Raw genomic sequence first — 14,673 nt, 5'->3', positions numbered from 1 at the left:
AAGTAATATGGACCGGCAAGATAAATGATTCCTGCGGGGGAACATTTAAAAAACCGTTAAAATATCTGAGAATTCTTTCAGGTGGATGATTTTGATTGCCAGCCTGTAACAGGAGAATTGCTTTAAAAAAATCGCCAGTTGAGAAAATGCGGCTTTACAATCCCGTCAGCCGCAGGATCTCCTTCGCCAGCCTGTCCCACGAATACTTCTCCTTCTCTACATGAACGGCGGCCGTCATATCTGCCTCCCTGTTCTCAACATAATACTGCTCAATCTTCGCCGCTATATCCGCCGGCTCCGGTTCACATTGAAATCCCACCACATTATCAGGCACCATTTCCAGCAAACCTCCTACCCTCGTCACTACCATCGGCTTTTCAAAGTGGTAGGCAATCTGTGAAATTCCACTCTGCGTCGCGCTCTTATAAGGCTGTACGACCAGATCGGCCGCACAGAAATAATTTTTAACTGCATCGTTCGGAATAAAATCCGTGTGCATCAACACCCGGTCCCCGAGCTGCAACTTCGCCAGCAACTCATTATACGGCACCGGATCTTCATAATACTCCCCTGCTACAACCAGGTGTACATCCAACTGCTTCAGGCGCTCATCAGCCATTGCCTGCAAGAGCAGATCCAGGCCTTTATACTGGCGGATAAACCCAAAGAAGAGAATATATTTCTTTCCCGCATCCAGTTTCAAGACCGCCCTGGCAGCCGCTTTGGAAATCGGCGTACCATAGTTATCATAAATCGGATGAGGGATCAGTGATACTGGCTTATTGGGTTCAAAGACCTTGAGATCATCCAATACCGACTGACTCATTGCAATGAATGCATCCACCGGTTTCAGGAAATATTTGGTAAAGGCCACATCTCCTGGCCGCTTTTCATGCGGAACCACATTATCCAGGATAGAGAAGGCTTTCGTATTGCCTCTTTTACCCAGGCGAATCAGGGAACCCAATGCAGGGCCCATCAGTGGCAACCAGTACTTGGCAATGATCAGGTCCGGCTTCATTTTGCGGATCTGCCTGCCCAGTTTCAACCAGTTCAGCGGATTGATAGAATTAATCCTGCGGGAGATCTTCAGGTGAGGTGGCGCAGGTTCTGTAGCATATTGACTCTTGCCGGGAAAAAGGAATTTTGGATATTGCAGGGTAAAGGTCCAGATCTCTACGTCTGCATCCTTTTGCAGTTCTTCAGCCAGTCTTTCATTGTAGGCGGCGAGGCCTCCACGATAAGGCCAGGCGGGTCCCAGGATAAGTATCTTCTTTCTTCCCATTAGCAATTATTTCGTTCGGTCAAGAGTAGTTTCCACAAGGTAATCGTTTCTTTCAACGGCATTCCTGGTTACCAGTTCCCCGATGAAACCGGCCAGGAACAGCTGGGATCCGATGATCATAGCCAGCAGTGCCAGGAAGAAGATAGGGCGATCTGTCATTTTATAGACATCATGAAAAAGCTTCTCATACCCAAGATAGGCGGCGATCACGAAACCGATCATAAAGAACAGGGTACCCAGGGCTCCAAAGAGGTGCATGGGGCGCTTACCGAACTTCCCGATGAACATGATGGTAGCCAGGTCCAGGAAACCATTGATAAAACGCTCCAGGCCGAACTTGGATACGCCGTATTTACGGGCGCGGTGCTCAACTACCTTTTCCCCGATATTGCGGAAACCATTCCATTTTGCAATAACAGGGATGTAACGGTGCATTTCACCGTATACTTCAATGCTCTTCACCACTTTTTTACGGTAGGATTTCAGGCCGCAATTCATATCGTGCAGCTTCACCCCACTCATCCTGGTAGTGGTCCAGTTGTATAATTTAGAAGGCAGGTTCTTGGTCAGGGCACTGTCATAGCGTTTCTTCTTCCAGCCGCTCACGATGTCGAAACCATCGTTTTTGATCATGCTGTACAGCTCCGGAATCTCGTCCGGGCTATCCTGCAGATCCGCGTCCATGGTGATGATCACATCCCCTTTGGCCATCTTGAAGCCTTCGTTGAGGGCAGCCGATTTGCCATAGTTACGCTGAAATTTGATGCCTTTAATGCTAGCATTGGCAGCTGCCAGGTTTTGGATTACCTCCCAGGAATTATCAGTACTACCATCATCTACCATCCACACTTCATAGGAAAACTGGTTCTCCTTCATGACACGGTCTATCCATGCTGCCAGTTCCGGCAGTGATTCATCTTCGTTTTTTAAGGGAACGATTACGGAAATATCCATCTTAAGTTACTATGTGTTAATGGTTACTTTCTGCGAACGATCAGGGAAAGTATCGCGGAAAGGATGAATGATTTAATCAGCTTTTGCAGATAATTTATGACACTGCCTGCAATTGTCACGCCATATTCACCTGTTTCTGCCTCTTTCAGTTCCCTGTTATAATCGGATTCAGAGTAACCCAATGCTTTATAAAGGTTTTTCATCTCCCTCACATCCGCGATATGCGCCTGTTTCATCTGTTCTACCAGGGAAGGATCTATAAAATTGAACATGACATAGGTAAAAATGACCCCAATCAGCAAGGATATCACGAAAGTCGTAAAAACAGGCTGCAGGACGGTCTTAAAATCTATTTTTCCCCCAAAGGCTTTTCTGCGTTCCAAGCCTGCCAGGAGCGCACACACGGCGGTAGCTGCCAGTTCAATACCTCCGAAAAGGAGGCTTTGCAGCTTAATCGGGTTGGTGAAATAGAAGATCAGCCCGGCTACAATGCCGGCTAATCCGGCTATTAAACCCCACTTAACGCCCTGGTTGGGAGAAGATGCATTACTCATACTCAAAATGACATTTATTAAAGTTGGGCATTGGTGCCATTAATGATTCCTTTTACCGAACCCTTCAACCGGGTGCCAAGATACGCCGAATTTTTGGACCTGCTCGCCAGATGTGCCGGTGTCAGCGTCCACTCCTCCTCAGGATCAAAAATGGTGATATTCGCCACTGCTCCCACTGTCAGCCCATGCGCCGGCAGGTTAAAGATCTTCCTTGGCTGGATCGCCAGCATGTCTACCAGTTTTTCCAGCGGCACTTCCGGCAGGTACTGGCGCAGTACCCCAAAAGCACTCTCCAGGCCAATCATCCCATTCTTAGCATATTCAAATTCAAGCACTTTGGCATCCCAGTCCTGTGGCAGGTGGTGGGTGGCAAAGCAGTCGACCAGTCCATCTTTTACCGCCTGCTGCAGGGCTTTTACATCTTCCTTGCTGCGGAGCGGCGGGTTCACCTTCAGGTTAGAATCGTAGGTTTCAAGCTGGTTATCACTGAGGCTCAGGTGGTAAGGAGTCACAGAGCAGGTCACCTTTATACCTTTTTTCTTTGCCTCAGCAATGAGCTGGATGGCTTTCGCCGTGCTTACCCCCGTGAAGTGAATTTTTGAATCGGTATACGCTGCCAGTTCCAGGTCGCGCTGAATAATCAGCTCTTCGGCAATGGCTGGTTTGCCAGCCATCCCCAGCTGGGTGCTATAGATACCTTCATTCATGAGGCCATGAGCAGAGATACTCAGGTCATCAGGCAGTTGTATGATAGTGCCGTCTACGGCTTTCACGTACTGGAGGGCTTTGAGCATAATGCCCGGGCTCTGGATCGGCTTCAGGCCATCGGAGAAGGCCACTGCACCGGCTTCCCGCATTTCGTACATCTCTGCCAGTGAAGTGCCTTCAATGTTTTTGGTGACAGCGCCAATCGGCAGTACCTGTACACCAGTGTGCCGGGTACGGCTGATGACGTACTCGATCTGTGGTTTTGTGTGCAGCGCAGGCTGGGTATTAGGTACGATGAGTACAGTGGTATATCCACCTTTTGCCGCTGCAGCTGCCCCACTTTGAAGGTCTTCCTTGTATTCCTGACCGGGATCAGAAAAGTGAGCGAATACATCGGTCCATCCTGGAGAGGCGTGGAGATTACTGCCTTCAACGATCCGGGCGTTTGCCGCGGAAATGTTGTTTCCAATCTGGCTGATGACGCCATTTTCGATTAAAATGTCCTGCTGCTGGCCGTGATTTGGCGCACCAGGAGCGATGATTTGTACGTTTTTGAGTAATATATGCATGCTATACTAACTGAGTCTAAACCTTTCTGGAAATACCGGGGACAAAAGTAATAGAATTTCGGGGTAAGGAGTGCAGTGGGGGATAAAAAAGGCCATCCGGGTGTCGTCACAATATTTATTATCTTGGCATACAATTCAATATTTCATGCACGAAGCCCTCATCAACAGTATATCCTCTCTGATCCATGTCTCAGAAGAAGAAAAAGAATGGATAAAAGAAAAATTCATTCCCCGGACATATAAGAAGAACGACTATTTCCTGCGGGAAGGACAGGTATGCAGGGAGGCCGGATTCATTGCGGAGGGGCTGGTCAGGTATGTAATAAGCAAGGAAAATGGAGAAGAGTTAACCGTAGATTTTAATAAAGAACTGGAATATACCTGCAACTATGCCAGTTTTCTTGACAAATCACCCTCTGGCACAGGCATCCAGTGTATAGAACCCAGTACGATCCTTGTGATCTCCTACGATGACCTGCAGACTTTTTATACTCACCTTGCCGAGGGCCAGAAGTTTGGAAGACTGATCTGCGAATTCTTATACGTACAGACTATCAAAAAAGTAAGCACGATGTACATCAATCAACCGGAACAACGCTACCTGCAATTCCTGGATGCCTATACCTCCCTCCTGCCAAGGTTACCACAATACTACATCTCTTCCTATGTAGGCGTAAAGCCGCCATCACTCAGCCGGATCCGGAAAAGACTCAGCAGGTAATTTATTAACCTGGGTGAACGAACAGGCATTTTGGGCGACCTAGTTTTGTGTTATCAAAAACATGATAATATGAAAACAGGATCTCAGAAAACTGCTTATTTTATTTCGCTTGTTACAGGCGCTTTCATGGTCTTTATTGGCCTAAGATTTTTTCTTAGTCCGCTTGCGGCAGAAGCTGCATTCGGCATTCATACGGGTATCACCAATCACCTGGAGTTTCACTACATCAAGGGGATTCGTGATTTGGCTACCGGCTTATTAACGCTGGCACTTCTCTTCAATAAAGAATACAGGAGCCTGGGATGGCTCATGCTCTGTATGAGTATTATACCTGTAAACGATTTCATGCTGGTACTTCATACGCCGGATCATCCCGGATGGGCGATCTATTCTCATCTTACAGCCATTCTAATTTGCCTGACAGTAGGTGCATATTATTTGTCAACCACCAAAAAACCTGTGTCATATGCTGTTTAGTATTTTGTTATTAATCCATTTCATTGCATTTGCCTTCTATGTCGGTTACCTCGCTCTTCTATGGCCGGTAAAGGGGAAAGGCCCCCGTAGTAAAGCCGGGTTTATATTGGGAATGATTATACTGCTCACAGGCATATTGATGGTGATGATGATCTATCCGAATGTTAATTATTACAAAGTCGTTCCGAAAACAGCGGCATTCCTGGTTGTAACGGTGATCTATATATTCTTTGAGAAGAAAGAGTTGACTACAACAGCCTATTACAGTTTAATAGGGTTAACATTGCTGGCGGGGTGTATCGCTATCTTTCATTAATTATTTATCATGTTCCGGTTCCGTGGCGACGTACCTTGTTAGGTCGGCCATTTGGGGGCCGGAACATTGACTTAAGGATTTAATTCTATGTTCAAAGCATCCCTGCTTACAGGCGATTTTGTGGTGCTGATATGTCAGGGAAGAACAATAGTACTTACAAGCAATTAAAGACGCAATGGAAAAGTGAAAAGGGATAATGCAATTACTTGCATTCAGCTTCATTAGATTATTTACAATATTCAATTATTTTCTTTGCAATTTCATGTGGTGCTAATACGTAATCAGGATGATCATTTGCAATAAGGGCTTTGGGCAGAATAGGTTGCTCTGCCGTATATGGATCCTGCACGACAATCAATCCTCCCGCCTTCTCGACTTCAACAGCACCAACAATCCCATCGAATCCTCCCCCACCGGACAAGATTACTCCCATACAATGATCTCCGGCTGCAGCTGCCAGGGATGAAAAGAATATATCAATGGCCTTATTCAACTTTTGTTCTTCCTCAGTCCGATCACGAACGACCAATTCATCATTAACGATTCTCATAAATTTCCCTTCAGCGATTACGTAAACCTTACCGGGTTCAATAGTAAAATTATGGTTCACCTTTATTACAGGTAGCGTGGTGTAAGATTTTAGAATTGAATCCAATTTGGAGGGGTATGTGCTGGAGAGGTGCTGCACGACAATTAATGCAGCATGAATAGTAGTTGGGAGTTCCCTTAAAATATGGCCCAGTGGTTCAATACTGCCAGCGGATGCGCCAAAGGCTACTACTTTATAATTAAATGCCATAGGAGAGTATTAATGTAGGAGTGTGTTGCAAATCTGTCTCCAAAGTACTGATTGGGGTGGATGGGATTAAAATCCTTTATGACAGCGGATCTTTGATATGAACAAAGTTGGTTTTTAATTATATGTGCATACTAAAGGGCAACAATATGGGGTATGAGCGGGTAGTTAATTGCTCAGGGGGGGGTCAGCAGGGCTTATTATCTAATGCAGCAGGACCGGATCCGAAACCGGTGATGATAGTAGCGGGGGTCGTTGATCCATCCGGTAAGCAGTTTATTTATTATAGGGTGTTTACACTTATTCGCAAACTATTTCAAAGAAAAGATACTCTTCCCTTTCAGCGATAAATTTTAGGGCACCATCATAGTCATGGTAATTCTTATTAGTCGAAGAGTAATTTATGCTATTCTCTATGCTTGGCTGAATGCTGGTTTCTGTTAGGTAAAATGCGTCTATCCAGAAGATCGCGATATTGTAATTTCGACAATGTTCAATAATGTCTAAAATGTCATTCTTTTTATATAAAATAAGGCCATCGCGAATAATTGGGCGTTCTTCAAATTGGCTTTTAAATTGATCCATATTTAGATATTTAATTTAGGCTAGATTGTATTGAAATGACATGGATCATATGCTGGTGTCACCAGAAATAAGTACAGTCAATTAAAAATAAGTTATAAAATAAGAACGTAAAGTACCATTGATTATCCTCGTTCTGCACTGGCAGATAAATTCAGGCTGAACGATAAACTGCTTTTTCCTGGCCTTTTGAATGCGTGGCAAGGACCTGAAGATTTATTCTTCTTCTTCAGTTAATGGTATAAACCGCAACACATTATTTATAATAGGGCTGAATTCAGTCATTCGGCTAACCTTTTGTTATCGTACCTGGCTACTGCCTATGTGACAATGGCTTTGGGCCAACGCCACGCATGAAATACTATTAAAGAAGTAATAATTATTTCGATAACACCCAAATAGATATAAAAGATCATCCATTTATCGATAGAAGTGCAAACCACCAATAGCATAACTACTGTAAAGAAAATACCGGCGACTATATTGATAATACGGTTTACTTTCGGTTTTAGGATTAATGATAAAAATATCATTAGCGGAGGTATTGACAATAGTACTGCATATGCAAGCAATACCCAGGGGGTAATTGGGCCTGCCCCGGACTGTCCGTTCATCAAACCCTTGATCCGGCCCGGGACAAATAATGTAAAGAAGTCGCCATAGATATAACAGAACATGAGCGAAATCCACAAAGCGGAAAGTTTAATTTTTACGTCTATTCTAACATTCTCTAGCATCATATTTTTCAGTGTTTATGTTCAATTGGTAGCGGCTGAAGATGGAGTGAGTGGTATTTTTTTGTACTTTATTCCTATAATCATTAACCACAGGCAAATTCCTATTTCGCCTAAGCTGGCGGGCAATGTTATATAGTTTGAAATTATTGTTTTATCAAATTCGGGAAAAAGAAAGCTTCCAAAAAAATCTGTTAAATAGCCAAAGCACCCCGCCATCAAAAGGAGGCCTAAAATTTTAGGCATAAAACCCGACCTAAATACTAAATAGCCAAACGGGAATAACCAAAGGCCCCAGAATATTTGGTTAATAAAATTACCTTGCCGGTATAAATTCAGATAAAACAATATCTGAGCGGACAAATGGTCAGTCGGTAATACATTGAGATCAGCAGATCCGCTGATAAGGGAAAGAACGGCAAATTTGTTTAACAAATTCACAAAGGCAATAGGAACCTGAACCACCGCAAAAGCAACCATCAGTTTGGCAAAAGTGTCATTAACAGGTTTAAATAATTTGTATAAAATAATAGGTAATATTATAAATGCAACCCAGCAAATTATTTCACATACAATACCAGCTCTAAACAAAAATTCGCCGTTAACCAGGCGGGGAAGAACAGTTGAAGGATCACCCTTAAGTTTAATTTTTGAAGGGATGTACTGCAAATAAAGGGTTCCACACAACACCACAATTAGGTATAGGAAACCAGCCAACCTTGCTATGCTCTTTCTTGTATCCATTGTTGTTCGGGTCTTGATTTTGGCGATATTTGGTATAAAATTGTTACAATAAAGCAGGAGGTATAAACTGTGCACATTACTGATAAGCGGTAAATTAAGAAAAAATTCGACATTTTCTTACACGTACACCTTAAAAACCAATTTCGATTAGTTTCCTGGTGTTTTGAGCTGGCTTTACTATAATTTCTTTAAGACCTCTTTCAATACAAATTCATTCATAAACGACGTCGATTCGCTCTTATTACTGATTGCCGGCAAAACCCTTCCTTTTTTATAGGGAGGAATTTTACAAATATCCCCATGTATAGCATTATTCAAAGAGAAGCTCTTCACTGTCAATATGGTGCAAAACTTCTTCTGATCCATCATACGTTTGAGTATGATTGGTACTTCCTTTTCTTGTATATACTTCTTCCGGCTATGCATATAGTCAGCACTTAAAAGAATGATATATCCATCCGCATTTTCAAATTCATGGCTGATTTCATCATCCCAATCTGCCCGATTAGACAATTTACCGTCATACCAGTGATCTACCTTATAAGCATCTAAATAATTAACAAGCAAATCTAATTCTGCTTTATCTTCTTCTGCGTAGGATATGACGACCCTCGGTTTGGGCGGCGGGGTCAACCCTTCATATACACTATCCTGTACAACGTTTTTTATCTCTAACAATTCAGCAGCTGTTTTCTGCCCCGATGGAACTAAATTTGCATGCCCTTGCACCACTTCCCATTCTTCCCCAACTATCTCTTTTCCTATTTGCAGCTGAGCGATAATAGCCTGTTGCCACTCTTCCACCGCATCATCCATCGTAATTTGAATAGTATGTTTTTCAAAATCAGCTTCCACTAAAAAGCCATCAAAAGTTTCATTATTTAAGCAAATTAAAATACCATTTCTCCACAGGTAGTTATGCATAGTCTTGTTGCCAAATCTGCTGATGAACTTATGCAATGGATAATACGGAAGAAATTTAAACTGCTTTTTCAACACCTGGCGTTTTGATTGCTTCAGGTCCCAGAGTTTTACAAAGTTGGGCTTAACAGAAGGTAAGAACTCAGGGAATACAAAGAATGTATCCAAAGTCTCCTCTTCACTGTCATCCTGCTTAATCGAAAAGCACAATCCACAACTTTGCATATACTTTAAAAAGATCCATTTATCTTCTATCGAATAATTGTTTTCAGTTCTATCAAAGTCATCAAACAGCGTTCTAAGTGTACATTTACCATAATACACATTGCGCATTTCATAATAAAACTGACTATTCCTGTCAAATATTTTATAAATAGCTTTTAAAGCCCATACCTGGTCGACAATAATATTCTCACCAAGTTCCTTCCTGTAGTATAATGCTCCGATGTTATGCAGATGTTCCAATAAATCATCAATTCCCTCAACCAATACCTTTGCCTGTTTACAAATATCCCTAAACTCGCTTTTATCAATAATGCGTAAACGATCTTGTTCCGGTTTTTTCAGATTATTACTAAAATACCGTCTTACCTTTTCCCAGTAAAAAGGCACTGGTATGCCATAAATACCCAGCTCAGTAGCTGCATCATGTATCTCTGCGGATAGTGTTCTGATAGACAGATTATTCGATACACTCACCTGGCGAATTTTATTTTTGAGTCTATATTCACTCAGGTATTCAGGTATGGTATCATCTTCTTCTATTTTATTTTGTACAATGACAATTTTACTATTAGGACTTAATTCCTGTACACGGTTGATATAAAATGGCAACTTGATATTTCTTACAGTCTCTGAGTCCAGGAGCCTGTCAGGAGAAACAGATGTTGCCTCTGTAATGGCATCAAAGACAAGCAGCTGTACTGACTGGGACATCATAAACATACGGTGAGTACCATAATATATTTCCTGTCCGCCCAGGTCCCAGATCTGCAGATATACAGGCTGCTCCGGATCACTAAAAGTTAATGTATCAATGCTGATGCCATGCGTAGAGACAATATCTTTATCATAGGGTAGTTTCTTCAGCGCCCTGATGATGCTACTTTTCCCAACATTGCTGTTGCCTAATAGAATAAGCTTTATATAGGTATTTTTTTCACTCTTACGTTCCAGCTCATTCATCCAGTTTCTCAGGGAATTGATACAGTTATAATCGTCTTCTTCTCCAATGATATGTTCAGGTAAATCTTGTATGGGATTATTAGCAATCATTAATTCACCCAACTCCTCCCATCCTTCAATTTGTCCAATGGATCCTATCTGATTATTACTAATGTCTAAACTTAATAAATGACCAGGAATATTAATTTCTTGTATTTTATTATAACTCAAATTGAGCTTTCTCAATGAAGCTGGGAATTCATTAAACCTGGTAAGATTTGTATGACTGGCAATCAGCTCTTCTAAACTAAGGGGTAAATTTTTAATTTCACTTAAAGGGTTCGCCAAAACAGAAAGGGCTTTCAAACCAACGGGGAGATTTTCCAGGGTAGTTAAACCATTGTAATCGGCAAATAAAACCTCTATCTGCGGTGGTAAATGCGCTAACTTTTCAATCTTATTACGACTAATTATCAATACACGCAAATTATCCAGGACCAATATATCTTCAGGAATTTTCTGAAGCCCCAGAGAACTCAAATCCAAGGTTACACTTCCAGAGCGGATATATTCATCTATTCTACTTGCTACTATATGGGCTATATTTTGATCGTCATTCTTTTGTATAATGTATTGTTCCTTTTTATGTATCATCAACCCATGTTGAATCCCTGCTATCAAACCTTCTGCATGCTGCTGTATACCCTGAACTACATTTTGAATATTAAGATGATGATCTTTTTGAACTATTTCCAGTTTTAATTTTTCGCCTTCTTTTATTAAATCAGATATATTATCTGGTTTTGATTCGGGCTTCGGCTCTACCTTAGCCTGTTCCACCTTAAGTTCAGGTGCTGGTTTAGACTCAGGCTTTGACACCTCTGCTACCGGGGCTATGGGCTGCTCTTCTTTGGCAGCTGCTTCTTTCTTTCTAGCGGCGGCTTCTGCTTCTTCTTTTTCCTTCCTCTTCATAGCATCTAATATGCTTCCTTTAGGCAGGGCTATTGGGTCTAATTTGCGCCTGGTAACCCTATTTTGCTGAAATTCAGATTCCAGTGCTTTATACATCTCAGAGGTAAGGCGAGCATGAGGTGAACCAAATCCATCCATATCATAGCCTTTATTGGACAGGAAATCGATCAATGCTTCCTTTCCAATATTAAACTCTTTGGCTGCTGCCAGTAATCGCGGTGTGTTGTTTGGTACGTCAGGCATATTGTAATCTCGGGACTCCTTTTCTCCCGTCTATAAACGGGACTCCTTTTTAACAATTAACAATAACTTGAAAAAATCCTGGCAAGTAAGCCCACATCCCGGGGAAGTGGTGGTGCGGTCTTATTCTTTGTCAAATTCTTCCTGCAGGATACTTTGAGGCTAAGTTTTCGCATATAAACAGGGATAGCATTCTTCTAAAAATATTTTGCCAATACGGGAATTTTCCTAAATTATTGCAATACAACGCCTTTAGTAACATATCAACGTCAAGCAATCACCTCATTCATACTTCTCTCCTCATGTCGCACAGGATAATAATCCACATAACTCCCCTCATCCCCCAACACCTCACCCCCCTATTAAACAACGTCTCATACACCACCGGCGGCGCGGCCAACTTATCACACCTGTTCACCACATTCTCATCCGCCGGACTATCAAAACACAACGTTTAGTAAGAAAAAAAAGAGGTTGTACTAAATGTAAAATTCCCGGAATTTAATTCGGGTACCTGACGGAGAGAATTTTTGTTTATGAATTCTAAATGCCTTCTGATTACTTTTGATACAACCTCTTTTTTTATGGGTAGTCCCTCATTGCATATTTTGGGGCAGCTTGTTTTTATTTAATGTATTATTTAACAGATCAGTTGATTACACCTTTTAAAGAAGAGTACATCCTAAGGATGCGTACGAGCTCTGTAAGACGGTTGCACATAAATTCCGCATCCGACCTTCTACCCATGCCTCGTAGCCTGATAGCGGAACTACGATGCATCATAGATAATATCAGAGATGTCCTGCCCAGGATATCCCTCCCCCATTCAATGTTTTCTACCCTGTACAATTCATACTTATTCACCTTTACAGAAAAAAGTCCTTTCCTGATTGTGAGGTTACCATTACTAAAATAATAACGATTTTGTTTGATCAATATCATCTTGTAGATAATGGCGACTGCCCAGTAAAGAAGAGTAATGGATGCCATCATGTCGATGTCGCTATCTGTAAACCGAATCCGGAGCCGGGGAATTTCCGACAGAATACCTAATACGAAGAGGACAACGACAGGGAATAACCATATTTTGATAAATGATAACCAGTAGTCAACGAAACGAGGCACCACCTGCACCTCTATTTCCTTAATGATCTGTGCTGCATGTTGTGATTCAAAAGATTTGTCGAGTGTAAGTCTTTCATAGAATTCCGATACAGGCCCGGTGTATGGCCGGTATGACCTGCTTTTAAAGGTATGGCGTTCTACCAGCGTATTATTTTGTGTGTATTGTATTGATTGATTACCACTAGGTGGTATGTTTGCCCAGGTGTTTTGCTGAGGTGACTGAGCACCGTTATACTGTCCATTAGCACCTGCCATAGGTTGCTGGTTTTGTTGGCTTTGCCGGCTCGTAGCAGCAGGTACCTTTCCGAGTGCAGCCGCATGATCCGGATTGATTTCCAGCGTTTTTTTATAGTACATCATAGCTGATGCCAGCATTCCCAGCTTCTCTTCACAAAGCCCGATATAGTAGGCCGCATTTGCATTACGGGGATTATTCTCGAACGCCAGTTTAAAAAGAGAAACTGCTAATGGATAATTGTTGGAAAGTACCTCTATGTAGCCATATAAATAATAGGCTTCAGAATTGGTCTTGTCAGTAGCAAGGATGGATTTTAAAATTGCTGTGGCTTCATTCAAGGCTTTACTGTTGATGAGTGCTTTGGCACTTTTTAATTCTTCATCGACATAAGTGTTCATGACTATTTGGGGTTTTGTATGAAAGTGTTTAAAAATCAATAACTGTGGGCATCCTACATATTGGGATCGATAGACTATTTGGGGGGGTGTAAGAAAGTGTTCAAGAATCAATGACTGTGGGCATCATACATATTGGGGTCGATAGACATATTTGTATCATGTGACTGAAGGTCGTTCCCGGAATGATGATCTACGGACTGATTGGGCTCATGAGCTCCAGGATCTACAGACATATGCAGGTCGATAGATTGGTTTGCATCATGGGATCCAGGATCTATCGAGGCATGCGGGTCATGAGTACCGGGATTTGCGGAGGCCTGGTGATCATGAGAGCCGGGATCAATGGAATTATGCCCATCACTTCCTCCCTGGTGTGATGAATTATCTACTGACATATTTGGTGCGTGTGCATCCTTACCAGGATCTACAGACACTTCAGGAGCAGGCGCATGTGGTTGGATCGACTGATTATCCGTATGCGTTACCCCGAAGGACGGATCGATATTAGTGGGTAATTCAGGTGCCGCCGGCGGTGAGGTAAGCACGGTTCCGGCTACAATTACCGCCGGTAATGCAATCACTCCCGCCTCCAAAGCTGTTGCTACATATGGCAGGGCAGTTTCGCCAGCCAATATTACTTTTTCAGCGGCTCCCGCTATTACATTACCTGCGGCAGCCACGGCTTCAAGGGCGATTTTTCCCTCTGATACAACTGCTCCCTTTACAGCCGCCACCGTATCCGGTGCAGCGATTTTTGCAGTTTCGTAGGCTAATTTTCCAGCCATAGTACCATCCGCTCCCCACGATGTCGGAGTCGATACGCCGTCGTGCGCCATTTGAGCAGCCCCCTGCAATACAGGGGCAATATATGGCGAGGAACCAGGTAGCGCATGAGAGGCAGCATCGATAGCGGCACCCGTTACTGCGGCACCCGCTGCTATACCTCCAATGGCGGCGACATTTCCGGCTGTATCATGCTGTGTCTGTGTTCCGGGATCAATGGAAGAATGCTGGTCATGATTGTTTACGTTGCCTGGATCAATAGGCAATTGTTGATTTGGGGTATCCACGTTTTAATTATTAAAGATGGTTAAACAAAGAAATACGAGCTATTGGGGTGTAACTGATCTACTTTTAGTATATCTTAATGACAATCACAATTTTACAAAATAATT

Annotated in this window: 14 protein-coding genes; 3 read left to right on the top strand and 11 right to left on the bottom strand. The window is 42.6% G+C overall.

Translation table 11 applies throughout. The features are described 5' to 3' along the window. Window positions 1-154: 154 nt before the first annotated feature. From DXN04_RS27255 to DXN04_RS27240, 4 genes are read right to left on the bottom strand one after another with little or no spacing between them, the layout of a single operon-like run. Window positions 155-1,285, bottom strand: a complete 1,131-nt coding sequence (locus DXN04_RS27255; RefSeq protein ID WP_116856574.1) for a glycosyltransferase — start codon at window positions 1,283-1,285, stop codon at window positions 155-157. 6 nt (window positions 1,286-1,291) lie between these two features. Next, complete coding sequence (locus DXN04_RS27250) at window positions 1,292-2,239, bottom strand: glycosyltransferase family 2 protein (protein WP_116856573.1); 948 nt, start codon at window positions 2,237-2,239, stop codon at window positions 1,292-1,294. A 23-nt stretch (window positions 2,240-2,262) separates the two neighbouring features. Continuing rightward, window positions 2,263-2,793, bottom strand: a complete 531-nt coding sequence (locus tag DXN04_RS27245; protein ID WP_116856572.1) for a DUF4199 domain-containing protein — start codon at window positions 2,791-2,793, stop codon at window positions 2,263-2,265. Between the two features lie 17 nt (window positions 2,794-2,810). Continuing rightward, a complete protein-coding gene (locus DXN04_RS27240) occupies window positions 2,811-4,070 on the bottom strand; it encodes a dihydroorotase (RefSeq protein ID WP_116856571.1) in 1,260 nt (419 codons plus the stop codon). A gap of 145 nt (window positions 4,071-4,215) precedes the next feature. On the opposite strand from DXN04_RS27240, the gene DXN04_RS27235 reads away from it, so the two are divergent. The 3 genes from DXN04_RS27235 to DXN04_RS27225 all read left to right on the top strand — a co-directional run bounded on the left by DXN04_RS27235 (window position 4,216) and on the right by DXN04_RS27225 (window position 5,584). Continuing rightward, window positions 4,216-4,791, top strand: coding sequence for a Crp/Fnr family transcriptional regulator (locus DXN04_RS27235; RefSeq protein WP_116856570.1), 576 nt, complete (start codon window positions 4,216-4,218; stop codon window positions 4,789-4,791). 69 nt (window positions 4,792-4,860) lie between these two features. After that, the gene (locus tag DXN04_RS27230; RefSeq protein WP_116856569.1) at window positions 4,861-5,268 is read left to right on the top strand and encodes a DUF4267 domain-containing protein; all 408 of its coding nucleotides are present in this window, start codon (window positions 4,861-4,863) and stop codon (window positions 5,266-5,268) included. After that, on the top strand, window positions 5,258-5,584 hold the full coding sequence (locus DXN04_RS27225; protein ID WP_116856568.1) for a hypothetical protein: 327 nt from the start codon (window positions 5,258-5,260) through the stop codon (window positions 5,582-5,584). The genes DXN04_RS27230 and DXN04_RS27225 overlap by 11 nt, the downstream gene beginning before the upstream one ends. Before the next feature lie 226 nt (window positions 5,585-5,810). On the opposite strand, the gene DXN04_RS27220 is transcribed toward DXN04_RS27225, so the two are convergent. From DXN04_RS27220 to DXN04_RS27190, 7 genes are all read right to left on the bottom strand, one after another. Continuing rightward, complete coding sequence (locus tag DXN04_RS27220) at window positions 5,811-6,383, bottom strand: chemotaxis protein CheB (RefSeq protein ID WP_116856567.1); 573 nt, start codon at window positions 6,381-6,383, stop codon at window positions 5,811-5,813. 297 nt (window positions 6,384-6,680) lie between these two features. Next, window positions 6,681-6,965 carry a hypothetical protein gene (locus DXN04_RS27215; RefSeq protein WP_116856566.1) on the bottom strand — a complete coding sequence of 95 codons (285 nt, stop codon included), beginning with the start codon at window positions 6,963-6,965 and terminating at the stop codon, window positions 6,681-6,683. 317 nt (window positions 6,966-7,282) lie between these two features. Next, the gene (locus DXN04_RS35900; protein ID WP_394337848.1) at window positions 7,283-7,699 is read right to left on the bottom strand and encodes a DUF6326 family protein; all 417 of its coding nucleotides are present in this window, start codon (window positions 7,697-7,699) and stop codon (window positions 7,283-7,285) included. A gap of 21 nt (window positions 7,700-7,720) precedes the next feature. Then, complete coding sequence (locus DXN04_RS27205; RefSeq protein ID WP_116856564.1) at window positions 7,721-8,440, bottom strand: DUF4386 domain-containing protein; 720 nt, start codon at window positions 8,438-8,440, stop codon at window positions 7,721-7,723. Window positions 8,441-8,617: 177 nt separating this feature from the next. Continuing rightward, window positions 8,618-11,740, bottom strand: a complete 3,123-nt coding sequence (locus tag DXN04_RS27200) for a COR domain-containing protein (RefSeq protein ID WP_116856563.1) — start codon at window positions 11,738-11,740, stop codon at window positions 8,618-8,620. Window positions 11,741-12,385: 645 nt separating this feature from the next. Beyond that, a complete protein-coding gene (locus DXN04_RS27195; RefSeq protein WP_116856562.1) occupies window positions 12,386-13,498 on the bottom strand; it encodes a tetratricopeptide repeat protein in 1,113 nt (370 codons plus the stop codon). Between the two features lie 107 nt (window positions 13,499-13,605). Beyond that, the gene (locus tag DXN04_RS27190; RefSeq protein ID WP_116856561.1) at window positions 13,606-14,568 is read right to left on the bottom strand and encodes a hypothetical protein; all 963 of its coding nucleotides are present in this window, start codon (window positions 14,566-14,568) and stop codon (window positions 13,606-13,608) included. Between the last annotated feature and the right edge of the window lie 105 nt (window positions 14,569-14,673).

It is taken from the genome of Chitinophaga silvisoli (assembly GCF_003412465.1).
Taxonomy (GTDB): domain Bacteria; phylum Bacteroidota; class Bacteroidia; order Chitinophagales; family Chitinophagaceae; genus Chitinophaga; species Chitinophaga silvisoli.
This window is presented reverse-complemented; position numbering and strand designations above follow the sequence as displayed.